Here is a 26,805-nt window from a genome sequence, read left to right as displayed (position 1 = left end):
CGTAGATCGCGAGTACTCGTGGTACTCGCTATTCTCGCGATCTGTGGTGCCGTCCTCACTGTGGGTGCGGCCGGTGCTATAACAACCACTGCCGTTGAGAGCGGCGATAGCATTCAGGACGAAATCAACGACGCTGAGGAAGGGGACACAATCCACGTTGAGTCTGGGACGTTCGGAGAATCGCTGATCATCGACGTCGCCGATCTAACGCTTGAAGCCGTTGACGAAGGGTCGACAATACTCGACGGCACCCAAGCGTCAGGTTCGACTGGTATCGTTGTTACAGCGGACAATGTCACCATCGATGGCCTCGAGGTCCGTGAGTTCGACGAGCACGGAATCAGTGTACAGGGTGCCTCTGGCGTCACCATCGATGGCGTGACAGTGGCTGATAATGGCGGAGTCGGTGTTCTACTCGAGAACTCGTGGAACGGGATGGTGACTGACAGCTCTGTCACCGGAAACGGGTTCGAGATCGAGACCGACGACCTCGATGTCGGCGAACCGCCGGTCCCTGGCATTCGGTTCTTCGACTCACCCAATGGTGAGATCACAAACAACGTCGTCAACGATAATGCCCGACAAGGAATCAACGTCTGGAACCAGTCAGCCGGCGCGCTCGTCGAGGGCAACACCGCATCTGGCAACGACCGGTCGGGGATTTACCTCCAAGACGCGAACGGAGCGACGATCACGGACAACGTTGCCAAAGCGAACGGCTACCGTGGGATTCACGTCGAAGCGACTGCCGATTTCGGCGAAGAGAAAGAGATTCTGACTGGTATCGAGGTTCGTGGTAATGAAATCGCGAACAACAGTCAGGATGGGGCCTACTCCGGGATTTATCTCCAGAGCGTCGACGGCGCGGTCGTCGAGGACAACGTTCTCGAACAGAGCCTCCGAGCGATTGTGGCCGAAGAAACGACCGATGTCGAGATACGAGGAAACGATGTTTCTGATCCGCGCGTCCAGACCAGTCACGAGCTTCAGGCGATCGATTCACAAAACGTCGTCATCGAAGACAACACGCTCACCGACGTTGGCCAAGGAATACTGGTTTCAGAGGACGGCTTCGATACGTTCGGCGACAAGCCATTTGACTCGTCGAACGCGGAGATTCGCGGCAACGAACTCACCAATGTCGAGAACGGGCCGGCGATTCAATTCGGGTTCAGTGAAGACGGCTCGATATATAACGGCTCTGCGAACGCCGTCATTGCGGACAACGTCATTGAGAGCACTTCCGGTGATGCTATCTACCTTGCCGGGCTTTCCTCGGGAACCGTCATCGAGAACAACGAGATAACGAACGGTGGTCCGTCGGGGATATTGGTTGCGCGAGGGGGCGCGTCCGATACGAGCGATCCCGAGACGTTTCTAGACACGACCGACGTCACGATCAAAGACAACCAACTCAATGAGAGCAATGCCGGAGTTCGGCTCAGAGCCACGACGCGTGCCACCGTCGAACACAATCTACTGGCGAGTAACGATGTCGGAATCTCCTCCGAATCAAACCAGACCGACACGGTCCTTCGCCACAACGAGATCATAGACAGCACCAATGCCGGGATTCGGTTCTCCGGATCGGCTGGCGACCTCCACGCCTACGAGAACCACATCGAAGGCGGCGATGGCAACGGGATCCAGATCGGCTCGGCGGGTGGCGGAACCTTCGAAAACAACACGATTACCGACGTCGGCCGATTCGGCGTCATGTTCTACGACGACGCCTGGGCGGGCCCCGGAAATGCACGATCGAGCGGATCAGCCTTCGATGATCAGCGCAACGAGGCGCTGGTAATCGACAACGAGATCACGAACGCCGGCGTCGACGGGATCCGCGTCGACTTCGGGACGGGAATCGAGATCGTCGACAACACGGTTACCGACAGCGCCGAACACGGGGTCCGCCTCGCGTACCGATCCGCGACCGATGACAGCGTTGCCGAGGACTTCTTCCGCGCGGCCGAGGATACTACGGTTTCCGGTAACGACGTCGTCGGCAGCGTCGAGATCGGGCTGTACATCGACACGATCGCAGCACCGATCACGGCGGATGGAAGCGGGGGCAGTGAACTCAGCGAACCCGACCCCGAAAACGAGTTCCCGACGGGCGTGGTCGTGACCGACAACCGCTTCGAGGCGAACGGGAACGGAACCGTGTTCACCCCCTATGTCTCCGAGATAGAGATCGAGAACAACGAGTACGTTGACCACGACACCGACCTCGTCCTCGAGCGCGTAAGCGACGTCAAACTGTTCGACAACACCCTCGAGGCCGGAATCTCCGTCGACGGCGACGACCTCGAGCACTTCGCACACGAGGTCGAGGAGAACGTCTTCGAAGACGGCTCACCGCTGTTCTACGTGACCGGTGAGTCCGAAATGACCGCTCCGGAGGATGCGAGACAGGCCTTCGTCGTCGACTCGACTGATGTCACGGTTGAAAACATCGACACTGAGGGGATGCCGATCGGTGTCCTCGTCGCATACAGCGACGACGTGGAGCTTACCGACGTGACGGTGACCGAGGCGGACGCGGGTGGCGAGCGCGCGATCGCGGTGATCGGTGGAACGGATATCGACATCACCGGGGCGACCGTTGACGGATACGCCACCGGCGTCGAGTTCGATGCCGTCGGTACCGCGACGTTCGTCGATGGGGACGTCTCCGACAGCACTGGCGACCGTGAGGACACGGGTGGCATCGTCGCCACCGATTCGGACGACGTGACGATCACGACGACCAACCTCACGGGACACGCTTCGCACGCAATTCGCTTCGACGAGGTCGAGACGGGAAGCATCGAAGCGAACGACATCGATAACACAGATCGAGGGATCTGGGCGCAGGATTCCGGATCCGTCGAGATCGCGGACAACGAGGTCCGGAACGTCACCGAGAGTGGAATCTATACCCTGAACACTGCCACGACGATCGACTCGAATGAGATCTTCGATGGCGACTCAGGAGGAATCAGTGCAGACGGTGCCGAGGCGGTGACAAATAACACTGTCCGCGACAACGCAGGGAATGCGATATTGGCTGACGGCTTCATCGCCGATAATCACGTGGAGAACAACGGTGGCTACGGTATCCAAGGTCGGTCAGCAGCCAGTGCGATCAGGGACAATACCGTACTTGAAAACGGTGGATACGGCATCCGAGTGTTTTCCGCGGCAGAAGCGACCGTTGAGAACAATAATATCAAAGAAAACGACGGTCTCGGAGTATGGGTCCGTAACAGTGACTCAATCACATTAATTAACAATGACGTTCAGAATAGCGGCGATCATGGTATCGAGTTGGACTCCAGCTCCGGCATAACCGTCGAAAGTAACACGTTCGTCGACAATGGTCGAGATGGAATCAATGTCAACGAAGCCAGCGACGTCGAATTACTCAACAACGAAGTCAGTGGACATACTGACGGTGGAACTGGGTTCGCTGCTGGTGTCAGGATCAATGCGGACGGTGCGGTCACGCTCGAGTCGAACACGCTCGAATCGAACAGCTATGGACTCCGTATCGATTCGGTCGGTGACGGCGACATCGACATCACGGGTAATCAAATCGACAATACTTGGGGAGTCTACGTTGATGCAGATGCCGATCGTATTTCGGTGACAGAAAACGATATCGACGGAAACAGCGGCTACGGCCTCCGATACGACGGCGACTCTCCGGCACTCGAGGCGACGAACAACTGGTGGGGTGCCGAGAGCGGCCCAAGCACCACCGGAAGCGACGAGCCGTTTGTCGACGCCGAGGATACGGACCTCGTTGCGGACGGCGACGGTGACGAGATCCAGATCAACAGTGGGCCAATCCAGTTCGCTCCGTTCGCGACGACCCCACAGAGCGACGTGGAGGATCCGGGAGACGGTAACGAGCCCGAAGTCGACGGGACGATCTCCGGTGTCATCACCGCCGACGGTGAGCCGGTCTCCGGCGCTAGCGTGTCGGTGAACGGTATCGCGGACACCGAAACGAACGCCGACGGCGAGTACGCCATCGACATCGCACCCGGGACGTACACGGTCACGATCACCGCGTCCGATCCCGCGCTCGAAAGCGAAACCGTCACAGATGTCGACGTGAGCGCGGATTCGGAGACGAGCGTTTCCGTCGAACTCGAACCGATACCGCTCGGGACGATCGAGGGGACGGTCACCGCTGTCGATGGCGACGAGCCGGTACCGGACGCTCTCGTACAGGTCTTCGGTGAGTCTTGGGACAGTGTAGACACGAACGAAGCGGGCGAGTACGCGGTCGACGTCGCTCCCGGCACCTATTCGGTCTCGGTGTCCGTCGAGGGGTTCGGACTCGAGCCGACGACCGTCAGCGACGTCGAAGTGGTCGATGGCGAAACCGCGACTGTCGACGTCGCGCTCGAGCCCGTCCCTGAACCCACGACGATCACCGGGACCGTCACTGATGGAGAAGGTGCTCTGATCGCTGGCGTTCCGATACAGGTTATCGACGTGGAAACCGGCGAGGTCGTCGGTAGCCCAGACAGAGCGATGGATGACTCTGTGCAGGTTGACGGGGACGACCGCGAGCCGATCGAACTCGGACCCGTCACGAACGAAGCGGGCGAGTACGCGATCGATGTGCCGCCCGGAACCTACGAGGTAAGCGTCTTCGCCGAGGAGTGGATCGCCGCTCCCGTTACGGAGACGGTAGCCGAAGGAGAGACGGCGACGGTCGACCTCGAGGTCGAACCGCTACCCGACCCCGAAGACGTCGAACTCGCGGTCGAGATCCGCACCGACGAGAGCACAGTTGACGTCGCAGACGGCGAAGAGATCACTGTCGTCGCCGAAATCGCTAACACCGGCGACGTCGCTGCAGCCCAGTTCACCGCACTCGGCGTCGTCGAAGCCGGCGTTCTCGACGGGGATGAACTTCCCACGAATGTCGACACGCTGTACGACGAAAGCAGCCTGCTGCCGCGTGTCTTGGGTCCGGGTGACACACTCTCGGAGACGTTCTCCTTCGAATCCGACCTCGCGTACGACGGCGCTGAGGCGGTCGTCGTCTCGGGCGTCCCGAACGACTCGGACGCGGTCGCTGTCGGGTTCGACACGGTCGAACTCTCCGTCACACCGACCGACGACGGCGAGGCTCCCGATCCTGCCGCTGAACTCGACGTCCGCGACGCGAACGTTGAGCCGACCCAACTCGGAACCGACGAGGACGCGACGATCGAGGCGACAGTCGAGAACGTCGGTGAGGTTGAGGGCGAACTGACTGTTCCGCTCGAAGTCAACGGCCAGACGGTCGAGAACACGGCGGTTACGCTCGAAGCGGGCGAGAGCACGGAGGTCACGTTCACGTGGACCTTCGAAACCGCCGGTGAGTTCCAGTTGGGTGTCGGCGGTGAGGACGCTGGAACGGTTACCGTCATCGAGGACGCCGACGTCCTCATCTACGGCGCGGACGTGAACCAGTCGTCGGTCGTGCTCGGGGAGACGATCACGATCACTGGCGATTTGCTCAACAACGGCGGCCCCGGAACTTACGACGTCGATCTGAACGTCGACGGGGAGCGCGCCGAAAACACAACTGTCGAGGTTGGGCCGGGCGCGACGCCCGGCGCTGTTGAATTCGAATGGACGCCGACGGAAGCGGATCTGCCCGCCGATGAAGACGAAATGAACGCGACGATCTCCCTCAACGGGTTCGTTGTCGAGACGGTATTTGTCGAAAACCAGTACTCCGACATTCAGGTGATTGCAGCCTCGACGTCGGAAATCGAGCTGATCGAAGGTGAACACGCCTCCGTCGTTGGCAGCATCTACCAAGCTGGTAATGTCGAAGGGACCGAGGAAATCTCGCTCAACGCCACCCACCAGGAGACCGGCGAGACGGAGAGTATCGGTAGCCAGGAGGTAACTCTCTCGCCGGGCTTCTACCACCTCGGTGCGATCAATATCACATTCGAACCAGATGAGGCCGGCACCTACGACCTCGAACTTGGCGACCGTCATGCCGGCACCGTCGAGGTCGAAGAAGCCGAATCGGATCTTCAGGTCATTGCAGCATCTGTCTCTGATGTGGAGGCGGTCGAGGACGACGAGCTCTACGCAGTCGGGAGCGTCTACCAAGCGGGCAACATTGACGGCCCTGAGACGGTGGAACTCACCGCCACGAACACCGAGACAAACAAAAGCGAAGTTGTGGGTACCCAAGAGATAACTCTCGAGCCGGGCTTCTACCACCTTGGTGCGCTCAACATCTCGTTCGTGCCTGACGAAGCTGGCACCTACGATCTCGAACTCGGCGACAGACACGCTGGCACGATCGAGGTCGAACCTGCTGAATCGGACATTCAGGTCATCGCGGCGTCTGTCTCCGACGTGGACGCCGTCGAAGGCGACGAGCTCTACGCAGTCGGCAGTATCTATCAGAACGGCACGATCGACGGCCCCGAGGAGATTGAACTCACCGCCACGGACGTCGAAAGCGGTGAGACGAACGAGCTCGGCAGCCAAAACGTCACGCTCGAGCCGGGCTTCTACCACCTCGGTGCGCTCAACGTCTCGTTTGCCGCCGAACCGGGAACGTACGATCTCGAACTCGGCGACCGACACGCCGGCACGATCGAGGTCGAACCTGCTGAGTCAGACATTCAGGTCATCGCAGCGTCCGTCTCTGACGTGGAGGCGATCGAAGGCGACGACCTCTACGTGACCGGCAGCATCTACCAAGCCGGCAACGTCGACGGCCCCGAGGAGATCGAACTCACCGCCACGAACACCGACAGCGGTGAGACGGACGTGTTCGGCAGCCAAAACGTCACGCTCGAGCCGGGGTTCTACCACCTCGGCGCGCTCAACGTCTCGTTCGTCCCGGATGAGGCGGGTACCTACGACCTCGAACTCGGTGACCGACACGCCGGCACGATCGAGGTCGAGAAAGCGTACTCCGACGTCCAAGTGATCGCCGCGAGTGTCTCCGAGGTCGAAGTCACACAGGGCGACGAGCTCTACGCGACCGGTAGCATCTACCAAGCCGGCAACGTCGACGGCCCCGAGGAGGTCGAACTCACCGCTACGAACGTCGAGAACGGTGAGACAGACGTGCTCGGCAGCCAAAACGTCACGCTCGAGCCGGGGTTCTACCACCTCGGCGCGCTCAATATCTCGTTCACGCCCGACAAACCGGGCGACTACGAGCTGGCGCTTGGGGATCGCGAAATCGGCACGATCACTGTCGACGAAATCGTCACCGACATCCGGGTGATCGGGGCGTCGGTTTCGGCAGTGGATACCCTCGAGGGAGAGCCGGTTCACGTGACGGGCAGCATCTACCAGAACGGTAGCGACGAGGCGACCGAGACGATCGACCTCACCGCCACGAACTCTGAAACCGGCGAGAACGAGGTCGTGGGGTCACAAGCAGTGACCCTCGAGCCCGGCTTCTACCATCTCGGTGCGCTGAATATCTCGTTCGTCCCCGATGAGCCGGGGACGTACGACCTCGAACTCGGCGACCTTGACGCCGGCACGGTCGACGTCGAAGAAGCATACTCCGACGTTCAGGTCATCGCCGCAGGCGTCTCCGAGGTCGAACTCGTCGAGGGTGAGGAGCTGTTCGTCACTGGCAGCATCTATCAGAACGGTACGGTTGACGACTCCGAGACGATCGACCTCACCGCCACGCACGTCGATACCGGCGAGCGCGAGGTCGTGGGGTCACAAGCAGTGACCCTCGAGCCGGGGTTCTACCACCTCGGCGCGCTCAACGTCTCGTTCGCGCCCGACGAGCCAGGAACGTACGACCTCGAGCTCGGTGACAGAGCTGCTGGAACAGTCGAGGTTGTGCCCGCCGAATCCGATATTCAAGTCATCGCGGCAGGCGTCTCCGAGATCGAACTCGTCGAAGGCGAACAGACCTCTGTCACGGGCAGCATCTATCAGAACGGTACGATCGACGGCCCCGAAGAAATCGAACTCACCGCGACGAACACCGAGACCGGCGACACCGCCGTCGTCGGCACCCAGGAGGCAACACTCGAGCCAGGCTTCTACCACTTGGGCGCGATCAATATCACGTTCGAGCCCGATGAGGCCGGTACGTACGACCTCGAATTGGGCGATACTTACGCAGGGACCGTCGACGTCGACCCGGCCGAATCGGATATTCAGGTGATAGCCGCCTCCACCTCCCAAATAGAACTAATCGAGGGCGAGCACGCCTACGTCGTCGGCAGCGTCTACCAGGGTGGGAACGTCGAAGGGACCGAGGAAATCTCGCTCAATGCTACCCACAAGGATACCGGCGAAACGGAGGCTATCGGCAGCCAGGAGGTGACGCTTGCACCCGGCTTCTACCACCTCGGCGCGATCAACATCACTGCCGAGTTCAACCAAGCAGGCACCTACGACCTCGAGTTAGGCGACAGAAACGCCGGCACCATCGATGTCACCGAGTCGACCGTCGAGGCGTCGATCGTCGACGTCGCAGGCCACTCAGTCAGCTTTGACCCCGAGACCGAGACGGAACAGGTGCACGCGAGTGAGGACGTTCCCGTTACTGTCGAGATTGATGCCGATCTTGACCTCGAGACGGTCAACGTGTTGGTGAGTTCGCTCGAGACGAACTACGTCCGTTCGTTCGAGGCGAGCCACGACGAAGACGAGACGTGGACGGCGACGGTTTCGCCTGCTGCGATCGAAGACGACGGCCGTTACGAAGTGTCAGTGGTGGCCGTCGACCGCGTTGGTTCCGCTGGGACCGACACCGCCGACAACCCACTTGTGATCGACCGCGACGCGCCTCGTCTCTCGGCGACCCTCGAGGACGTCGACAGCGAGGGCGCGACGGTAGTCGTCGAGAGCGACAAGCCGCTGGCAGAGCCTCCTGAAGTTGAGGGCGTGTTCACCGCATCCGATAATTCGACCGAAAGCGGCTCAGTCTCGATGCTTCCAGTCAGCGGAAGTGACACTCACTTCACCGGCACGTTCGCAACCGGCGAGACTGGGACCTACGAGATCACCAGCGTCGGCACTGACCATGCCGGCAACGAGGGTACTGACACCGCTTCGGTCACCGTCGACACCCGATTCACGCTCGAGGATGGCGTCATCGAGATCGACGACACTGGGACCGCAATCGAGTTCGAGGTCGCTGACGAAGCTGACGAGGCGGTCCTCACTCAGGACCTGTTCGCCTCGTTGTCGGAGACGACGGCCAACGCAAACCTCGGCGACGGCCAACTTGGGGCCGGCTTCATCACCGCAGACCTCGACAACCTGCTCGATTACTACCTCGAGGAGGGCACCGTCGAGAGCGCATCGATCTCGATGGCGATCAACGAAGAAGAACTCCCTGGCAGTGCATCGGCCGACGAAGTCGAATTACACTACTACGATGACGCAAGCGGGAGCTGGGACCCTGTTGCGGGGTCGACCGTCACACAGATCGACGATGATCCGTTCCTCACGGCCTCGGTTACTGGCTTCTCCACCTACGGCGCGTTCGTCCCCGATACTGAGCCACCGGTGATCAGTGACCGATCGCCAGCCGATGGATCGACGCTCGACTCGGATGTCGAAGAGACGACGGTCCGATTCGAGTACGCCGATGATCGTTCCGGTATCGACGTGGGAACGGTCACGATGGAAGTCGACGGTGAGGATGTCACAGCGAGCGACGACACCGACATCACATCATCGGCAGCGGAACACACTCTCACACTCGAGCCCGGAACGTCCTACAGCGCAACCATCACCGTCGCGGACACTACCGGCAACACTGCGACCGCTGACACGGAGTTTAGCGTGGCTGAGTCCGATAGCGGTAGTTCGGAATCGGGCGGCGGGAGCTTTCCAATGCCGACCGACCCAACTACTGACGTTCCTGAAATCCCGACGGGAACCAATGCGACCGATACCGCCCGCACAACACTCGAGACCCACCTAAAGACCGGAGTTTCGACAGCGACGTTCGAGACAGACGACGGCATTCGAGAGATTACGTTCGACAAATCGGCCGACGGCGAAGTCGTCGTGCGAACGCTCGATAGCGTCCCTGGATCGGCTGCAAGCCCATCAGGAACTGTCCTCAGTGTTGTCCAGATCGCTGTTCCCGAATCACTCACTGACTCGCCGGCAACGATCACGACGGCGGTGCCAACCGCTCAACTCGAGGTGGCCGGGGCAACAAGCGATGGACTCGTCATCAGCCGACTCGACAGCGACAACGGCGAATGGGACTCTCTCGAGACGACGGTCGCTAAGGAAACGACCGATAGTGTGGTTATCAACGCCGAAACGCCGGGATTCTCGGTGTTTGTCGTGACGGCCGATGCCACTGACTCAACAGCGGATGACAAGTCCGGAAAAGAATCAGAACCAGCCGACGAGACGACAGCGGATGGCGAACTCGGAGAAGAACCTGAGCCGGCTGATGAGAGAACCGACGAACTAGACGACGAGATGCCAGGCTTCGGTGTCACCATTTCGCTCGTCGTACTCCTCTGTCTTGTCGTCGCAGCACGTCGTCGGGCATCCACAGATCGACAGTAGTGTAGCGGCTGTTAGAGCTTTTTGCTCATAGTTTGTAGTCACTTTCAGTGGACCATTCACGGCGGGGTGGATGTCACCTCGACGAAATTTCTGTCGAGGGGTTACAAGATCCCTCGACAATGTGGATCGAAAGAAGCCGACAAAGCGGCTCTTAGCGGCAATAGCGTACAAGAACGGCGTTACACAGACTGAACTAGCCGAGTGGTACGACGTTCAACGACGGACGATCTATAGCTGGGTTAAACGATTCGACACCGACGAGTCGCTCGAGCAGGCCGTTACTGATGCCAATCGATCTGGGAGAAAACGAAAACTATCGGGAAAAGATCAAAAAGAGTTCGAAGAAACGGTCCACGAGTCACCAGAGAAAGTGAGGAGCAAGAAACGTCCCACGAGGCGGTCAAAAAAGCGGTGGGGATGGGCTCGAGAAACTGCCGACCTGGAATGACTAGCATATCAACCAAACAGTAGGAGGTCGCGGCGTCCATCGACGAGCGCGACCCAGACGACGAGCGCGGTCGGGAGGACGGCGAGCGCGGCGAGGTACGCGAGGACGATTGAGAGTGCAGTGAGGAGGCCGAACTGGCCGAGTAGCGGCGTGATGGCAAGCACGAGAACGCCGGTCCCCAGGGCGGTCGTCAACATGGTGCCGGTGAGAGCGCCGCCAGTGCCTTGCAGGGTGGTGCGGACGGCAGCGTCGACGTCGTTAGTCGCCTCGTACTCGTCGTGGAAGCGGTGAGTGACGTGGACGGTGTAGTCGACGCCGAGCCCGATGGTGATCGCGAGGATCGTCGCGGTGAGCGCGTTGAAGGGGATGCCGGCGAACCGCATTGAGGCAGTTAGCGTGGCGATAGCGACGATAACGGGGATCAGGGTGACGAGTCCGAGCGAGGGACGACCCAGGAAGAGCCCGAACAGGACGACGAGGAAGATGGCCGAGAGGCCGAGTGCGGCTGCCAGCGACTGGATAGCAGACTCGAAAATCTCATCGGCGACTGCCTGAAAGACGACAATCTCGCCGGTGGCAATCGCGCTTCCGCGGTAGCGGTCGGCGACTTCGCGGGCGTCAGCAGTGATCGCCTCGTCGTCGGCGTCGGATTGGACCTCGTAGACGATGCGGGTTGCGCGGTTGTCCTCGGCGAGGTACTCGTTCGTGAACGGCGCAAACTCACTCGCGCGGAGTTCGTCGTAGATCAAGTCCAAGTTTCGGCTCGGAGGCCCGTCGTCGAGCGCGCTGTTCTCGACCAGTGTTCCAAACTCGGGGTTCTCGACGGCATAACCGTCGATCGGATCAGTGATGCTCTCGGTGCGGGCCTGCCCGTTGGTCTCGAGGAACGTGTCGGGAGGGTCGCGCTCCGCGCGTTCGAGCGACTGGATCGCTGTGTCGTCGGTCATGCGCTGCTCGACATAGATCGTGATCGTATCGTCTTCACCCGTTTCGAAGTTTTCCGAGAGGAAGTCGATTGTCTCGGTGACGGTGTACTCGCCGGGCTGCATGGGGCCGGGGAAGTGCTGGACGTACGATGGCTCCTCGCTCGGCGGCAGGAAATCCTCGTCGTCGAAGGTTGTGTCGACGCCCGCACCGTAGCCCGCTGCTCCCGCAGTCAGGAGGAGGACAATGACGAGAAAGACGCCTGGTGCGTGACGTGAGGGCACGGAGAGAGCGGGGAGAACGCGTCCGAGCACAGAGTCGGCGGAGCCAAGCGGCCGGGTGCCGAATTCGGGAATCTGGTAGTCTGTCGACGCCCGCCAGCGGTCGATCTCCAGTTTGGCTGCGGGGAGAAACCCGACGAAGATGACGAGCGTGAAGAGAATGCCGATGCCGGCGACGATGCCGAACTCCCGGAGCGGGCCGAGGTCGCTGACTAAGTTTGCGAGGAATCCGATGATTGTGCTGCCGGCAATCACAGTGTAGGCGACAATCAACTGTCGGAGCGAAACCCGCATCGCTGGAACGGGTGCAACTCCCTCGACGCGCTCCTCACGGTAGCGGTTCACAGTATGAATGCCGAAGTCGATGCCGATGGCGAGCAACAGGACTGGCACTGCGATCAACATGTCGGAGAATGGGATGCCAGCGTACCCGGTGAATCCGAACGTCCAGACGACGGTCATCAGCAGCGCGATCCCGCCGAGCACGAAGTCGAACGGGTCTCGGTAGGCATACGCCAGCAGCCCGAGAATGACGGCGAGCGCAGCCGGGACGACGATGGTGAGTGAGTCGAAAATAACGCCCCCGAACTCCGCATCGACGACTCCGCCGCCAAAGACGACCACGTCGCCCTGCGAACGCTCGGCGACCGTCTCGGCCTCCAACTGGACTGCCTGAAGATCTGTTTCCGCCGGGAACTCATGGCTGACGATGCCGAGGGACGCGGACGCGGAGCCGGCCTCCTCGTTGTAGTCCTCTCCGAGCAGCGTGGCAAACGCCGGGTCCTCGCCCGCCGACTCAACGGCGTCGTCTATCTCCCCCGGGCTGGCGCGCTCGACGGCCTTGCGCTGCTCCTCGAGCGTCTCTGCCTCGGGATCGAGCTCCCTTGCGACCTGTACGGCCGGCGCAGAGACGTCTTGCACCCGAAGCTCGTCGCGCTCTTCTAACCGCTCTGCGGTTTCCAGCATGGCGAGCAGCCCGCGCCGGTCGAGGACGTTTCCGTCCTGCTGGATCAGCTGTGTTGTCGGTTCCTCGTCGCCAAACGCGGGGTCGAACTGCTCGTTGACGCGGTCAAGCGCGTCCGCCTCGGGGATGTCGTCAACGAACTGGTCGCTGCCCGCTTCCGCCTCTAGTAGCGCCATACCGGGCGCAAAACAGAGCGTAAGCAGCAGGCAGACGGCGACGATCCGGCGCGGCTGCTCCACGACCCGATCAGTGACTGCCCGAAAGAGCTGCTCTGAACGGCGCATCTACTCGCGTCGGTCCCGGGACCAGTTGCGTGTATCGTCGACCAGGTTGGTGAGCCCACCTCGCCTGTAGGCGGTGAACCCGACAGCAGCGACGAAGCCAAATAGTCCGACAACGAGGAGCATCACTTGAATCAGTCCGTCGTCGTCATCCTCAACTACGTCGAACGCCACCCGGTAGGTGTCCGACAGCTGCTCGTCGCCGTCGGCGTCGTCGTACCGGAAGTCGACCGAGGCGGCGTACGCCTCTGAGTTCGCGCTGCCGTCCACATCGACAGTGAAGCTCACTGTCGTCTCTTCCCCGGGATCGAGCGCGGGAACGAATGCCTCGTCGTCGTCCGCGTCAAGCGGGTCGTCAACGAACAGCTTGGCCTGCACGTCGGTCACTGGCTCGGGGCCGTTGTTCGTGACGCGCATGTCGTAGCGGACGGTCTCGCCCGCGGTCGCTTTCGCGGGCTCCGTAGCGGGATCGGCTGGCTCGACGGCGAAGGTGTCCTTGGATTCGGCTACGTCAACGACGACGTCTGCGGGGTCAGAGACCGCGAGGTCACCTTCAGCAGTCCGGTAGCGGGTTGCAAGGTTGAGCGTGCGGTCACCGGGCGAAGCGTCATCGCGGATGCCGGCCTCGAACGAGACTGTCTCGGAATCGCCGACCGCCAGATCGCCGACGGTCACCTGCGTGTCTCGGGGAACGACGTTCGGATCCGTGGGCAGGGGCTCGTCGACGATACCCTCGACCGCGGGTGCCTCGTTATCAAACACCACGACGGAGTCGGAGATGTTCTTTGGACCATCGTTTTTTACCTCCACCTCGAAAGTGCCGTCTTCGCCGACGCGAAGCGTGGATTTCAGTCCCTCGTAGCCGAATGACTGTTCGGCGAGCGGGGTAATTCCAGTCCGGACCGTCCGGGCCTCGGCGTCCGCGTTCTCGCCGTCGCGGTAGTCGACGTCGAGATTGAACGTCAAGGGACGAGTCGTCGCCTCGGCGTCGGCGTCGACCCGGTAAGTGAACGTGACATTCTCATCCGGCTTCCACTCCTCGACGTAGGTGTCCGTAGCATCGGCGTTGGAGGTGAACGAGAGGTCTGGATCAACAGAAGTAGCACTCACGCTGGCGTCTCGGGCCGACTCCCCGGCGACGTTGCGAAGGGTCACGTCGACGGTCCCTGGGACGCCGGCCTGTACGTCACCCGTAATGTCGACGACGGCGAACTCCGCGCGGTCGGTAATTTCGATGACGACCGGAACTACTTGCGTCTCGGTCGTCTCGCGGCGGTCGGTGGCTCCGTTGTCATCCTCGGCGAGACGCACGTTGCGGTACTCTAGCTCGACCGGGATTTCGTAGACGCCCGACTCCGCGTTCTTGTCGGGGACGACAGTGAAATCGACGGGGCCGGTGGTCCCCTGTGGTACGTCGCCAATGGCTTGCTCATCCGTACGCACGTCCAGAGGGACGTCCTCAAACCCCTTGTTATCGGCCTCCTCGCCGGTGAGGACTCGCGCGGTTGTCTCGTGGGCTGTCAATACCTCACTTTCGAGGTTGTCGAATCCGCTTTGGGTTAGATCTCCGCGGTTGTTCAGCGTCACTGACAGCGTTGCCTCTTCGCCCGGCACGAACTCGGTCTCCGGCGCGTACCCATCGACGTCCGGATCGCCGACGGCGGTGTCGTTGGCAGCCACCAACGTTGCAGTCCCTGCAACCATGAGCGTGAGGAGTGCGACGGTGAGGACCGCCCCAGTTCGATCCATATTATGTAGTGTTTGATATTGCGTCGACGACTAATACGGTTGGCAAACATAGGAAAACTTCGCATCAGTTTCTGTATGTTTATCTGGAAATAGATGCTGTCTCGAGACGTTGTGCCGGTAGTTCAGCGATATTTTGTCCCATCTCTGACATCGACTGAAACGAAATCTGGTTTCACCGACGGGAGTTTAAATACTGAGATCGTACTGTCAACCATGGAGTCACTCTGTGACCTCGGACTCTCAAGCTATGAGGAACGCGCGTATCGGGGGCTGCTCAAACTCGGCACCGGCACAGCGGCTGCGGTTGCCGAGGAGAGTGGCGTTCCAAAGGGGCGTGTGTACGATGCGCTCGGCGGGCTGGAGTCACGGAGACTGGTCCGGGTACAGTCTGACCGCGAGCCGAAACGCTACGTACCGGTCGAGCCGGACATCGCCGTCGACCGGCTGGTGAGCGCCAAGCGGCGTGAGCTGGAGACACGGATCGAAACGTACGAATCCGGACGGGACGAGCTCATCGCCCGGCTTGCGGACACCAGCCTTCCCGCCGAGGAGTTCTGGACCGCAGCAGTCGGCGCTGACGACTCGTTAGAGTTGCTCATCGAGCGCGTTGAAGCCGCTGACGAGTCTGTGGTCGTCGCCTCGCCTGCGGTCTCTGAGCAGTTCGACCTCGACCGCGAGACACCAGACCTGCTGAACCACCTACTCGACGCGATACGGCGAGGGGTGGAAGTATCGGTCCTCCTCTCACCGTCACTCTTCGACGACGCGATGGCCGCGATCGACAACGAGCGCGTCGCACGTACCCTCACACAAGGCCCCTTCGAGCTCCGCGTCTCCGATGACATGTACGGCACCTTCCACCTCATCGACGGTGAAGAGGTGTGTCTGGAGGTTCCTGACCCGCTCGCACCCAACCGATTGTTCGGCATGCTGAACCTCCGGGACCCAATCTTCGCTGCACGGGTCGAGGAGGGCTTTCGCGAATCGTGGGATGATGCCGCGGTCGTGGAGGGCGTCTGAACCCGCTGGCTGCCTCCACGTGATTCGGTCTTGGATGGTACAGCAGATGTGTTTAGGACCCGTCAGCGCCGCCAAATGTGCTAGGGGCATCAACAGAAACAACACTTTGACCCCGAGTACTACAATGATTCGGCGTTCTTGCTGCCCATTCTCATCTTTTTTCAACTGTCCCGACACTTGGCGAGGATAGCTCGTCGCCAAGCGACTACCAAGACGTGCTACGACTTGTCCTCGAGAAGACCGAAGAAGGAATTGCCAGGCTGTGAGACGAGCAGGACGTCACACCGAATGTTCATAGTTAGCATACTTGTCGGAGTCGAATACCTAGTAACATCTCGAACCACAAACCGAAACGCGTCGTTTTTCGAGGACGGAGCGGATCTCAAAAATCCGCAGAATTGAATCGATAGTATCCTACGGCGAACGGAACGATGAGCCAGAGGACGAGCACGATAATACCGACCTCGGGGGTTACGTAGAACGGGTCAGCTTCGGCAGGCGTTACTTCAACGCCTCCAGCTTGTGCTGGATCAGCACCAACTCCGTCTGCAAGATCGGGTAACAGCGCAACGATTGACGTGAAATAGGCAGATGACGGCGAGACCTGAGTGACGAGAAAGATCCAATCTGGAATTTCGGTCGGCAGTGAAAACCCTTCAGTGACATACAGAACTCCCATTGGGACAACGTCCCAGAACAGTTCAAACACCACAAAGAAGCCGAGTGCAAGCGTTGTGGCTCGTGACGTGGACCCTGTCGTCGCTGAAAGTCCAACCATAATTCCGGCGTAGATCGCTGCAAACGCGATTGTGACGAGAACGAATACCAGTACCGACAGCACGTTAATCTCGCCAAGTAGCAAGGACCCGAATCCGAGTCCAATTACGAGTCCGATTCCCAACCCGAACGCAAGCACTGCTGCTCGTCCAACGACTTTCCCTGTATAGACGTTCAACCGGGTGGTCGGTAATGAAAGAAGCAGTTTGATGCTTCCCAATTCACGCTCCCCAGCAAGAGATTTGTAACAAACGACGATGGCCGCGATGGGAACGAATAGCCCAGTGAGGCCGACAATGAAAAAGATCAGTCCACCAAACGTTGCCCCTGCTGGCTCGCCGAACATCTCTGGCACTTCGATGTACGCGTACGCTGAGATCACCGAGAGCAATACAAATACCGTGACGAGTGCCCACAGTGCCCGAGACTGGACAGCGTCTCGGAAATCTTTCTTCGCAATGATCAGCCAAGTCATACCTGCACCTCTTGTTCGTCGTTGGTATACCGAACGAACAGATCTTCGAGCGAGGATTTGGCGACCGAGAAATCCTGAATAGGAACTACATCAGCGTCTATTGCATGCAACACAGCGAACTTCGAGACACCATCAACGGTGACTCGAAGCCGACCATCAGTAACCGAGACATTTCCAACCCCGTCGAGTTCAGACACTTGCTCTACAACCCCATCATCAATCTCGGAGACGTAGATCTGCAGGGTTTCTCCTGTTTCGGTCGCATCACGGAGTCCATCAATCGTATCAACGGCGACGAGCTGTCCTTGATCGATGATCGCCACACGATCACAAACTGCCTCGACCTGCTCCATGATGTGACTGGAAAAGAAAACGGTCGTTCCTCGGTCGTTCTCCTCTCGAATTATTTCACGCATCTCACGGGCACCATTCGGATCTAACCCTGTCGAGGGTTCGTCGAGAACGAGTAGATCTGGATCGCCAACGAGCGCCATCGCAAGGACCAGTCGTTGGCGCATTCCTTTCGAGTACCCGCCTGCTTTTCGGTCCGCAGCATCGGCGATTCGAACCCGTTCGAGGAGTGCCATTGGATCTTCGTCTGCCCCTTTCATCTCGAGGACGAACTGGATGTGCTGGAGACCGGTGAGCCGATCGTAAACGTGGTAGGCGTCAGGAAGGACGCCCGTTCGCTGCCGGACCGTCTCTCCCTCCGTCTGGGCATCGTGGCCGAGTACCGTCACGGTTCCATCGGTTGGTCGGATAAAGTCAAGCAAGATATCAATTGTCGTTGATTTTCCCGCGCCGTTCGGCCCGAGAAATCCGAAGATCTCTCCTTCTTCAATCCGGAGTGAGAGATTATCGACAGCAACGACATCGCCGAACCGTTTGGTGAGGCCTTCTATTTCAATCGCGGCCATGGTCACACCTCGACAAGGAGTGTAGAGTTGGTGTTCGGTTGTCCATAGGGGCACTCAATCATCGCGTTGGCATAAATATTGTTGTTTATCTTACATATTGACAGGTATTCAACTCAAATACATTTGAGACGGTCTGTACGCACCTACGCGAATTTCGCTTCGATGAGCCGGTGTCCCGGTTCGAGAGATTAGGAGCGTAGCCATTCGAAAATAGCGTTCCCCGTGATCACGGCTCGAGTGTGACAGTCACGGTATCGTCCATTCTAAGAGCCAGTGACTCGTCGTTCAGTGTGACGGTGAACCGTGCTTCGAACGGCTCGTCAGAGACGATCTCCATTACAATCACGTCAGATGTGATGTACTCGTACAGCTCCCAGAGAGGAACATCGAGTACCGAAATACCGTGTTCCCAGAATAGGGTGAGGACAGCAGGGTGAAACGCCACCGGTACTTCGATCGGCATACTGACCAGGAATTGGCATTCACGACACGAGCTATTGTGGATGTGTTGGACGCTTTCATCGTGTTCATACTGGTCAACGACTGTATCGACAGGACCGAAACACTCTGGGCAGATACCACCTCGGAGCTGAATGTACATACTCCAGATGCGGTAGCAATAACTCTCGATGATTTCTGTGGTGGTTCGGTCACGAGTTTGACTCTGTGGACAGAAATCAGTGATGAGAATCGCATCACACGATGTGCATCGAATACGGAACTGATCGATGTCGAGCGTTGCCAGAAGTGTCGTCTCATCACAAAACAAGCAGGCTCCAGAAATCTCTCGATCATCAAACGCTGACGTACTCTCATACACACCAGAGCGAATAACTCGAACGATCTTGGTACCACTATACGTCAGCCGGTATCCGTTGGGTGTCTCACTGACGAACTGTCCGACGAGTTGGTTCAGGTGATACGAAAATTGAGACGAACTATCGATATCGACTGCATCATATAACTCTGTAAACGTCTTTGTATGCCGCCGTTCGTGATGCTCCCGTTCCACCTCACCCAACGCCAGTAAAATCTGCAAGCGCTGAGAATTTCCGAGTGAAGTGATCGCGTCAACCACTTCTTGATCAATTTGATCGTTCTGATCTACTACCATAGTCAGCGGTCTCCTCCCCGTCTGTATGTCCACTAGGATAAGAACAGTTGCCTCTCTCGATCACGAAATATCGTTCTGATATCATTGCTCCCACTACAGCGTCTCGATACGCTCCTCAACAAAGCGAGACTTGGGCACCCCGTTGGACAGCCGTCGTCTTCAGATAACTACTCGAGGCCGTCTTCTGAGTGACCCCGAGGCACTCGGCCTGCTCTGCCTGTAGACTGTCGAGACTGCTCGAGGAGGGATCCAACCGCGAAATCGCGATCCTTCAGGCCTCCGAGCTGGAAGATGAGTTAGAAACGATTCTCCGAGAAGTTGTGTCGCGTACGAATTGGTGTATCAGGCCTTCTGTTCGATGATTTCTGTCACCGCATAGAACGGGACTGTGTCAATAAGCGCAACCAGTAACTTGACCAAGTACTGACCAACGACGATCGAGACTAGCGCCCATCCCCATGTTGGATCACCACCAAGTCCGAGAGCGGGGAAGATTGCGAACCCAAGCGTAATGAACACGACTGTATCAGCGCCCTGACTGACAGCTGTCGATCCGCAGTTCCGTACCCATCGGTGGCGACCGGATGTTCGAGCCTTGAGCTTCGAGAACAATCTCACGTCCATGTGCTGAGCGATTGCCAATGCTACAACTGACGCGAGAATGATCGATGCCGAGTCACCCAACGTAGCGACGAACGCCGCTTGCCCGTCGTAGAACGGTGCCGTCGGCATCCAAATCGCCAAGAAGACCAGCAGATATGACACAACAAGTGTGAACACGGTCCCGTTGACAACTGATGCCGCGTACTCACGTCCGTGGTACTCAACAAGCAAGTCAGACGCCAGATATGCGACGCCGAACGCAACGAATCCAGCTGGGACGGCAACGCCGCCGATTCCAGGCAGCTCAATCCACGTCAATTTCGCCGCCAGCACGTTCGCAAGAACGACAGAGCCAGCGAAGAGAGCGGTGAATATCGCTCGAGTATCCTCAATCTGCACGATGAACCACCGTCTCAACCTGGACGCTTGGCTTCCCAATCGGTAGCCCGATACTATTCGGCCCACCTTTTGATCTTCTCTGGACCATACTGGGAGAATATATTTGCGAAATATAGTCCTATCGGTTGACGAATTCTCCGTGTCAAGAGCTGTTGTCCAATATAGGTCAGAGCCCCATCGAAGCGTTAGTCGACCGGGAGTATTGTACAACAAATTATATTAACTAAGAGTGCAAAGTTAATACTGTGACAAAGGATGAATCCCTAGACGAGTTGTTGGATGAACTTGAGAGCCATGGCGATCTCGACAAGGCACAGCAACAGGTATCAATTGGTATCGACGAACGGCGATACGGAAAGGCAGTCACAACCGTCTCGGGATTCGATGTTCCGGAATCAAAGATCGAATCGCTTGCCTCATCGCTCAAATCGTCACTGGCGACGGGCGGGACGGTCAATGATGGTACCATCGAACTACAAGGCGACCACCGTGACCGACTCCCCGAACTGCTTCGAGAACATGGCTATGACACCTCATAGCACCGGCCACAGAGGTCACGATTCACAATCAGTACTGTAGCTGAACAGAGGCGCTAGGCCCTTTCCTGACTGCTCGAGTACAAGTGCAAAGGCGAAGAGACGCCCTTCGTGGCCGTTGATCCAGTTGGGACGACCAGAGAGTGTACGGCGTGGGGCCTCTCGACGGACAAGTTGCTGTGGATCCGCGCTCAACTCATGAAGAGTCGCCGGCCCGCCCGTTCGTGGCGCATTCCCATAATTTCAGCCAGCGGCGCAAACGAAGCCATCGCCGTCGGTTCGTCATCGATGTGACGTCCACAGACAGTCGTGATTACGGGCTGGAGTTCTTCGAGCACGGACTGGATTTCGGTGTGGCCGAACCGACCGAGTCGCTGGGCCGCTCCGAGCAGTCCCGTGACGAACGAGTAGGCGTGAGCAAGGCAGGCCTCGAGTCTGGAGAGTCCGCGCCGTTGTGCGACGACACCGAAGACGACCGGATAGTGACCCGGCGTCTCGTCGGTTTCGATAGCCGTGGCGAACAATGACTCGAGATCGCGCTCATCCCCGCTCGCACGGTTCGGACCCGTCTCCGCGAGCAACTCACACAGCTTTGCTCCCGCCTTCGTCGAACTTTCGCGGAACTCTCGAGGCATCGTCACCGCGTGGAGTCTGTTGTCGACGGCCAGCAGCATGTCGAACTCTCCCGCTTCACTCGCCCGGTGGGCATTGGCCAGCGCGACGGTCTCACAGGGGCCGACGACGCGCCGAAGGTACGCCGCGAGCAGCGCCTGCAACTCGTCGCCGTCCTCGAGTCGATCCTCGTTGATGTACTGTTCTAAGCCGTACGAGGCCGTGTAGCCGCCGACGGGGAGAAACGAGTCGGAGAGCCGAAGTGCAGTCAGGAACGAGCCGGGATCAGTGGTCATGGTGGTGGTCGTGGCTGTGATCGCTGTGCGTGTGTCCGTGGCTGTGACCGTCGTGTGGGTGCTCGTGGCCGTGGTCGTCACCGGTCTGCTCGTCTCCACGCCCATGCTTGTGATCCGTCCCGGCGTCGTCGGGGTCCGTCACGAACAGGTCAGCTTCGACAGTCGTCTCCTGAATCGTCGAGCCGGGAACGACATCGGCGACGACCCGCTCGACGATGCGACGGTCGGCCGCAAGCGGGACGTAGACGACCCCTTCTTCGACCGCGAGATCCCAGTGCTGGTTACCGATCCGATGACCGAGTTCGACCGCCGCCTCGAGTGTCTGTGTCGTTGCGTCGGTCGGTAGCGTCACTGCAAGCGCGTCGCGTGGCTCGAACGCGACGACAATCATTCGGTCAGCATCAACCAATAGGACATCGCCAGCGGAGACTGCTGCTTTGTCGACGGTGACGCCGATATCCGTCCCTGAATCTGTCGTTGCCCGAAATCGTGAGCGCCGCCGGTTGTCGGCGTCGATGACGACGCGCTCGAGCGTGCCGGCTGCCTCGTGGTCCGTTCGAAGCGCGGCGAGGTCGTCGTCGGCGTGGACGTTGCCGACGATGCCGTCGATTCGTTCCATCAGTATCGCCGGTCGGCAGGTGCGCCGACCCCCAGTCGCTGCTGTCGCGTTTCGTCCCACGCGGCGCGAAGCGTCTCGGTTGCGTCTGCCTCGCGGTGGCCGAGAATGCGGACGACTGCTCCCACCTCATGGGGCAGCGTTGAAACGCCGGCTTGGACGCCCTCGCGGTCCGAAATCCGGTCGTAGATGCCCTCGACTAGCTCCTCGAGGCGGAACGCAGCTGTTCTGTCACTCGAGGCCGGCGCAAAGACGTACAGCGAGCCGATGACGCCGTACTCGCCGACGCTCGCGGAATCCTGCGGGTTTCGTTCGCTCGGCCGCAGATCCACGGCGTCGGCACAGACCAACCGGCCGTCGTGCTCGGCTTCGACACGCGCGTGATAGTGGTCAAGACTGAACGGCTCGTGGTCACTCAATCCATCGGGAACGAGGATGTCTCCCACGATGACACAAGCGTCGTCGGCGAGGTCGACCCGGACCGTCTGGAGACAACGGGCGTCCTCGTTGATGATCGTCGCTCCCGGCAGATACTCGAGGTAGCTGCCCGCTTCCGCCTTGAGTGAGGCGTCGAGGTGGGCGTAGTTTGCGCCCATACTGTGGACTTTCGTTGCACTCTGAGTCGTCACGTGCGCGCGAGAACCCGCGCGAGCGTCGATGACCATCCGATGTCGATCACCCTGTGCGACGCCGCCAGTTGGTTCCTGAGCGACCAGCGTCGTGAGGCCGGGTGCTGGGTCGCTCTCGAGCGTGCCCGTCAGATGGTAGGGCACTTTGACGTGATCGCGGATGAGCCGGGTCGGATTGGCCCCCTCACGGGCGAACGTCGCTTCGAGCAGCCCGTTCTTTCCGGGGCCACCGGCAGGGGCCTGTGCGAGCGATTCGTCGGCGTAACCCTCGAAAGCGGGTGGCAGCGGTGGGAAACCGTCCGTGGGACCTCTCGAGTGGATCGCACTCACGCGAACAGCACCTCGCGCTTGATGTGCTTGAGCACCGTTTCAATTCCCGTCGCGTCCTTGCAGTTCGTGAAGACGAAGGGGTCGTCGCCTCGCACCTCGTTTGTGTCGGCTTCGATCACGTCCAGATCGGCGTCGACGTGGGGTGCGAGGTCGGTCTTGTTGACGACCAACAGGTCGGCCTGTGTGACGCCGGGGCCGCGCTTGCGCGGGATATCCTCGCCCTCTGCGACGCTGATGATGAACACGAAGTAGTCGGCCAGCTCCGGGTTGAAGGTGGCGGCGAGGTTGTCGCCGCCGCTTTCGATCAGCACCACGTCTAGTTCAGGGTGGCGCTCGGTGAACTCATCAATCGCGGCGAGGTTCATCGAGGGATCTTCACGAATGCCCGTGTGTGGACAGGCACCCGTTTCGACTCCCTCGACGAGATCGGCAGGCAGCAGGTCGGCAAACGACTCCCGAAAGACATCGGCGTCCTCCTGCGTCATGATGTCGTTGGCGATGACGCCGACCTCGTAGCCGTCATCGACGAGTTTGGGCACGAGGTGTTTGACCAGCGCCGTTTTGCCGGAACCGACGGGGCCACCGAGGCCGACTTTCGCAACATCTCTGTACCCCATCTATTCGCCCTCCGATCGCTCGAGGTCGGCACCCGGAGCCGGATCGACCGTCTCGAGTTGGTCGCGACTGTCGGCGCGGATTGGGTCGTGGACCGTCACCAGCTTGGTGCCGTCGGGGAAGACGGGTTCGACCTGAATGATGTCGACCAGTGCAGGGACGCCGTCCATGACGTCCTCGCGAGTGAGCAGCTGAGTCGCTTCAGTCCGAATTTGGGCGACCGACTTCCCCTCGCGGGCGGCCTCACAGGCCCAGTCGGAAATATACGCCACCGTCTCAGGATGGTTGAGTTTTACGCCACGGTCTTTCCGACGGCGGGCGAGTTCGGCGGCCATGAAGACCGTCAGTCGCTCCAGTTCTTTCGGCGAGAGGTTCATTGGTTCACCCCCGTTGTCGCCATGGGTGGATGAGTCGGCCGACTCGAGTGTGTCGTTCGTTTCGTTGATACAACAATCGTCGTGGGGGTTGGGTTCGTTGAGTAGACCATCGGTTCAGAGCAGGTATCGCTGTGCGAGCGGGATTTCATCGGCGGGGTCGCAGGTGACGTGTTCGCCGTCCACCTCGACCTCGAACGTCTGGGCGTCGATGTCGATATCATCCGGGCAGTGGTCGTTGTAGAGCATATCTGATTTCCGGACCGACCGCGTGTCGCGGACCGGCCGGACGGGTGTTTTGAGATCGTAGGCGTCGCCAACGTCGTTCTCGGAGGCGGCCTCGCTGACAAACGAGACCGAAAGGGCGTGTTTCGCCCGGCCCTGTGCGCCGGCGCGTTCGCGGCCGATCACCGGCTCGCAGGTCATCAGCGAACCGTTGGCCTCGCCCATCTGGGACCAGACCGGGAAGCCGCCCTTGATCACTGCCTTCGGCTTGATGCCGAAGAAGCCGGGCTTCCAGAGTGCGATATCAGCCAGCTTGCCCGGCTCGAGCGAGCCGACGTAGTCGTCGATCCCTGCCGTGATCGCAGGGTTGATCGTGTACTTGGCGACGTAGCGTTTGATTCGGGCGTTGTCGGCCTCGGTTCCCGCGTCGGCCTCGAGCGGCCCACGCTGGGCTTTCATCTTGTGTGCTGTCTGCCACGTCCGACAGATCAGTTCGGCCATTCGGCCCATCGCTTGGGAGTCGGTGGTCATCATCGAGATCGCGCCCGTGTCGTGGAGGACGTCCTCCGCGCCGATCGTCTCCGCGCGAATGCGGGATTCGGCGAAGGCGACGTCCTCGGGGACGTCGGGGTTGAGATGGTGACACACCATCACCATATCCAGATGCTCGTCGAACGTGTTCTCGGTGTAGGGCATCGAGGGGTTCGTCGACGACGGCAGCATGTGCTCGTGGCCGATCAACTCGAGGACGTCAGGTGCGTGGCCTCCGCCTGCGCCCTCGATGTGGAAGGTGTGGATCGCACGGCCGTCGATGGCATCGAACGTCTCTTCGACGAAGCCAGATTCGTTCAGGGTGTCGGTGTGAATGCAGACTTGGACATCCACCTCGTCGGCGACCTCGAGGCAGGTGTCGATCGCCGCGGGCGTCGATCCCCAGTCTTCGTGAAGTTTGAGCCCGCAGGCCCCAGCCTCGACCTGCTCGTAGAGCGCGTTGGGCTGGCTGCTGTTGCCCTTGCCGTAGAACCCGACGTTGACGGGCCACTCTTCTGCAGCCTGCAGGAACCGCTTGATGTTCTCGGGACCGGGCGTGCAGGTCGTCGCACCGCCGCCAAAGCCGCCGCCGAACATCGTCGTGACGCCCGAGGCGAGCGCGTGGTCGACGAGTTGCGGGCTGTTGAAATGGACGTGTATATCGAGCGCACCGGGGGTCGCGATCAGTCCGTCGGCGGGGATCGTGTCGGTGCTCGGACCGATCACCATATCGACGCCGTCCATCGTGTCAGGGTTGCCGGCTTTGCCAACGCCGACGATCTCGCCGTCACGGACGCCGATATCGCCCTTGCAGATCCCGAGGACGGGATCGATGACGACGACGTTCGTAAACGCCCAGTCGAGCGCACCCTCGGCCTGTGTCGTCCCCGACTGCATCCCCATGCCGTCGCGCATCGTCTTCCCGCCGCCGAAGACGGCCTCCTCGCCGGGAACGCCGTAGTCGGTCTCGATTTTCGCGAACAGGTTCGTATCACCAAGTCGAAGGCGGTCGCCCTCGGTCGGCCCGAACAGGTCCGTATACTCCTCGCGAGGCAGGTCGCGGCTCACTGCTCGGCCTCCATGTAGCCTCGCGCTCGAGCGCGCTCTATGGCTCGAGCCCGGACTTCGTCGTCGTCGAGGTCGCCGCCAACCAGCCCGCCCATCCCGTGGACGATCCGATTGCCACCGATGGCGACGAGGTCGACGTCGCGCTCACAGCCGGGTTCGAACCGCATCGCCGTTCCGGCGGGGACGTCGAGGCGCATCCCGTAGGCCGTCTCCCGGTCGAACGTGAGGCCGGGATTGACCTCGAAGAAGTGAAAGTGCGAGCCGACCTGGACGGGGCGGTCGCCGGTGTTTTCGACGGGTACCGTCGCCGTCTCTCGACCCTCGTTGATCCGTACCGGGTCCTCGGCCGGGCGTAACTCGCCCGGAACGAACTCGCTCATGTGTCGATGACACCCGGCTCGAGCAGTACTGACTCACTACTGTGTTGTTTCATTATATGGCGAGTTAGATGCACATATCATGTAAACTCGAGCATGAACAAC

General features: G+C 59.9%; 16 protein-coding genes and 1 pseudogene. 4 read left to right on the top strand and 13 right to left on the bottom strand.

Going from position 1 to position 26,805, the window contains the following annotated elements:
• Positions 1-18: 18 nt before the first annotated feature.
• Positions 19-10,539 carry a right-handed parallel beta-helix repeat-containing protein gene (locus ACERJA_RS16300; RefSeq protein WP_373609310.1) on the top strand — a complete coding sequence of 3,507 codons (10,521 nt, stop codon included), beginning with the start codon at positions 19-21 and terminating at the stop codon, positions 10,537-10,539.
• A gap of 47 nt (positions 10,540-10,586) precedes the next feature.
• Positions 10,587-10,912 (top strand): annotated as a pseudogene (locus tag ACERJA_RS16295) (helix-turn-helix domain-containing protein); the annotation flags it as partial.
• A gap of 83 nt (positions 10,913-10,995) precedes the next feature.
• On the opposite strand, the gene ACERJA_RS16290 reads toward ACERJA_RS16295, so the two are convergent.
• Together ACERJA_RS16290 and ACERJA_RS16285 are read right to left on the bottom strand one after the other, a co-directional pair.
• Positions 10,996-13,440, bottom strand: coding sequence for an RND family transporter (locus ACERJA_RS16290; protein ID WP_373609309.1), 2,445 nt, complete (start codon positions 13,438-13,440; stop codon positions 10,996-10,998).
• Positions 13,441-15,186 carry a COG1361 S-layer family protein gene (locus ACERJA_RS16285; RefSeq protein ID WP_373609308.1) on the bottom strand — a complete coding sequence of 582 codons (1,746 nt, stop codon included), beginning with the start codon at positions 15,184-15,186 and terminating at the stop codon, positions 13,441-13,443.
• Positions 15,187-15,399: 213 nt separating this feature from the next.
• On the opposite strand from ACERJA_RS16285, the gene ACERJA_RS16280 reads away from it, so the two are divergent.
• On the top strand, positions 15,400-16,206 hold the full coding sequence (locus tag ACERJA_RS16280) for a TrmB family transcriptional regulator (RefSeq protein ID WP_373609307.1): 807 nt from the start codon (positions 15,400-15,402) through the stop codon (positions 16,204-16,206).
• 382 nt (positions 16,207-16,588) lie between these two features.
• Here the strand turns inward: ACERJA_RS16280 and ACERJA_RS16275 are convergent, their stop codons facing one another.
• The 4 genes from ACERJA_RS16275 to ACERJA_RS16260 form a co-directional block, all read right to left on the bottom strand.
• Complete coding sequence (locus tag ACERJA_RS16275; protein ID WP_373609306.1) at positions 16,589-17,458, bottom strand: ABC transporter permease subunit; 870 nt, start codon at positions 17,456-17,458, stop codon at positions 16,589-16,591.
• Positions 17,455-18,375 carry an ATP-binding cassette domain-containing protein gene (locus ACERJA_RS16270; protein WP_373609305.1) on the bottom strand — a complete coding sequence of 307 codons (921 nt, stop codon included), beginning with the start codon at positions 18,373-18,375 and terminating at the stop codon, positions 17,455-17,457. The genes ACERJA_RS16275 and ACERJA_RS16270 overlap by 4 nt, the downstream gene beginning before the upstream one ends.
• Positions 18,376-18,601: 226 nt before the next feature.
• Complete coding sequence (locus ACERJA_RS16265; RefSeq protein WP_373609304.1) at positions 18,602-19,489, bottom strand: ArsR family transcriptional regulator; 888 nt, start codon at positions 19,487-19,489, stop codon at positions 18,602-18,604.
• A 342-nt stretch (positions 19,490-19,831) separates the two neighbouring features.
• Positions 19,832-20,491, bottom strand: a complete 660-nt coding sequence (locus tag ACERJA_RS16260; protein WP_373609303.1) for a queuosine precursor transporter — start codon at positions 20,489-20,491, stop codon at positions 19,832-19,834.
• 245 nt (positions 20,492-20,736) lie between these two features.
• Here ACERJA_RS16260 and ACERJA_RS16255 point away from each other — a divergent pair, with 245 nt between their 5' ends.
• A complete protein-coding gene (locus ACERJA_RS16255) occupies positions 20,737-21,030 on the top strand; it encodes a translation initiation factor (protein ID WP_049889899.1) in 294 nt (97 codons plus the stop codon).
• A 188-nt stretch (positions 21,031-21,218) separates the two neighbouring features.
• Here ACERJA_RS16255 and ACERJA_RS16250 read toward each other — a convergent pair whose 3' ends face one another.
• From ACERJA_RS16250 to ACERJA_RS16220, 7 genes are all read right to left on the bottom strand, one after another.
• Positions 21,219-21,935, bottom strand: a complete 717-nt coding sequence (locus ACERJA_RS16250) for an urease accessory protein UreF (RefSeq protein WP_373609302.1) — start codon at positions 21,933-21,935, stop codon at positions 21,219-21,221.
• Positions 21,925-22,554 (bottom strand): urease accessory protein UreE, encoded by a 630-nt coding sequence (gene ureE / locus ACERJA_RS16245; RefSeq protein WP_373609301.1) that lies wholly within the window; start codon positions 22,552-22,554, stop codon positions 21,925-21,927. Before ureE ends, ACERJA_RS16250 begins: the two co-directional genes overlap by 11 nt.
• A complete protein-coding gene (locus ACERJA_RS16240; protein WP_373609300.1) occupies positions 22,554-23,510 on the bottom strand; it encodes an urease accessory protein UreD in 957 nt (318 codons plus the stop codon). Before ACERJA_RS16240 ends, ureE begins: the two co-directional genes overlap by 1 nt.
• Positions 23,507-24,127, bottom strand: coding sequence for an urease accessory protein UreG (gene ureG / locus ACERJA_RS16235; RefSeq protein ID WP_373609299.1), 621 nt, complete (start codon positions 24,125-24,127; stop codon positions 23,507-23,509). Before ureG ends, ACERJA_RS16240 begins: the two co-directional genes overlap by 4 nt.
• A complete protein-coding gene (locus tag ACERJA_RS16230) occupies positions 24,128-24,502 on the bottom strand; it encodes an urease subunit gamma (RefSeq protein ID WP_373609298.1) in 375 nt (124 codons plus the stop codon).
• A 114-nt stretch (positions 24,503-24,616) separates the two neighbouring features.
• Positions 24,617-26,323 (bottom strand): urease subunit alpha, encoded by a 1,707-nt coding sequence (ureC, locus tag ACERJA_RS16225; RefSeq protein ID WP_373609297.1) that lies wholly within the window; start codon positions 26,321-26,323, stop codon positions 24,617-24,619.
• Positions 26,320-26,703: an urease subunit beta gene (locus tag ACERJA_RS16220; RefSeq protein WP_373609296.1), complete on the bottom strand. Its 384-nt coding sequence runs from the start codon at positions 26,701-26,703 to the stop codon at positions 26,320-26,322. Before ACERJA_RS16220 ends, ureC begins: the two co-directional genes overlap by 4 nt.
• Positions 26,704-26,805: the final 102 nt, after the last annotated feature.

This window comes from Natronorubrum sp. A-ect3 (genome assembly GCF_041821125.1).
Taxonomy (GTDB): domain Archaea; phylum Halobacteriota; class Halobacteria; order Halobacteriales; family Natrialbaceae; genus Natronorubrum; species Natronorubrum bangense.
Note: the sequence above shows the minus strand (reverse complement) of the source record. Positions and strands in the feature narration are given on the sequence as shown.

Bases quoted from the DNA above. Each gene is read 5' to 3' on its own strand.
- ACERJA_RS16290 (WP_373609309.1), bottom strand. From the start codon at position 13,440: ATGCGCCGTTCAGAGCAGCTCTTTCGGGCAGTCACTGATCGGGTCGTG.
- ACERJA_RS16285 (WP_373609308.1), bottom strand. From the start codon at position 15,186: ATGGATCGAACTGGGGCGGTCCTCACCGTCGCACTCCTCACGCTCATG.
- ACERJA_RS16280 (WP_373609307.1), top strand. From the start codon at position 15,400: ATGGAGTCACTCTGTGACCTCGGACTCTCAAGCTATGAGGAACGCGCG.
- ACERJA_RS16275 (WP_373609306.1), bottom strand. From the start codon at position 17,458: ATGACTTGGCTGATCATTGCGAAGAAAGATTTCCGAGACGCTGTCCAG.
- ACERJA_RS16270 (WP_373609305.1), bottom strand. From the start codon at position 18,375: ATGGCCGCGATTGAAATAGAAGGCCTCACCAAACGGTTCGGCGATGTC.
- ACERJA_RS16265 (WP_373609304.1), bottom strand. From the start codon at position 19,489: ATGGTAGTAGATCAGAACGATCAAATTGATCAAGAAGTGGTTGACGCG.
- ACERJA_RS16250 (WP_373609302.1), bottom strand. From the start codon at position 21,935: ATGACCACTGATCCCGGCTCGTTCCTGACTGCACTTCGGCTCTCCGAC.
- ureE (WP_373609301.1), bottom strand. From the start codon at position 22,554: ATGGAACGAATCGACGGCATCGTCGGCAACGTCCACGCCGACGACGAC.
- ureG (WP_373609299.1), bottom strand. From the start codon at position 24,127: ATGGGGTACAGAGATGTTGCGAAAGTCGGCCTCGGTGGCCCCGTCGGT.
- ACERJA_RS16230 (WP_373609298.1), bottom strand. From the start codon at position 24,502: ATGAACCTCTCGCCGAAAGAACTGGAGCGACTGACGGTCTTCATGGCC.
- ACERJA_RS16220 (WP_373609296.1), bottom strand. From the start codon at position 26,703: ATGAGCGAGTTCGTTCCGGGCGAGTTACGCCCGGCCGAGGACCCGGTA.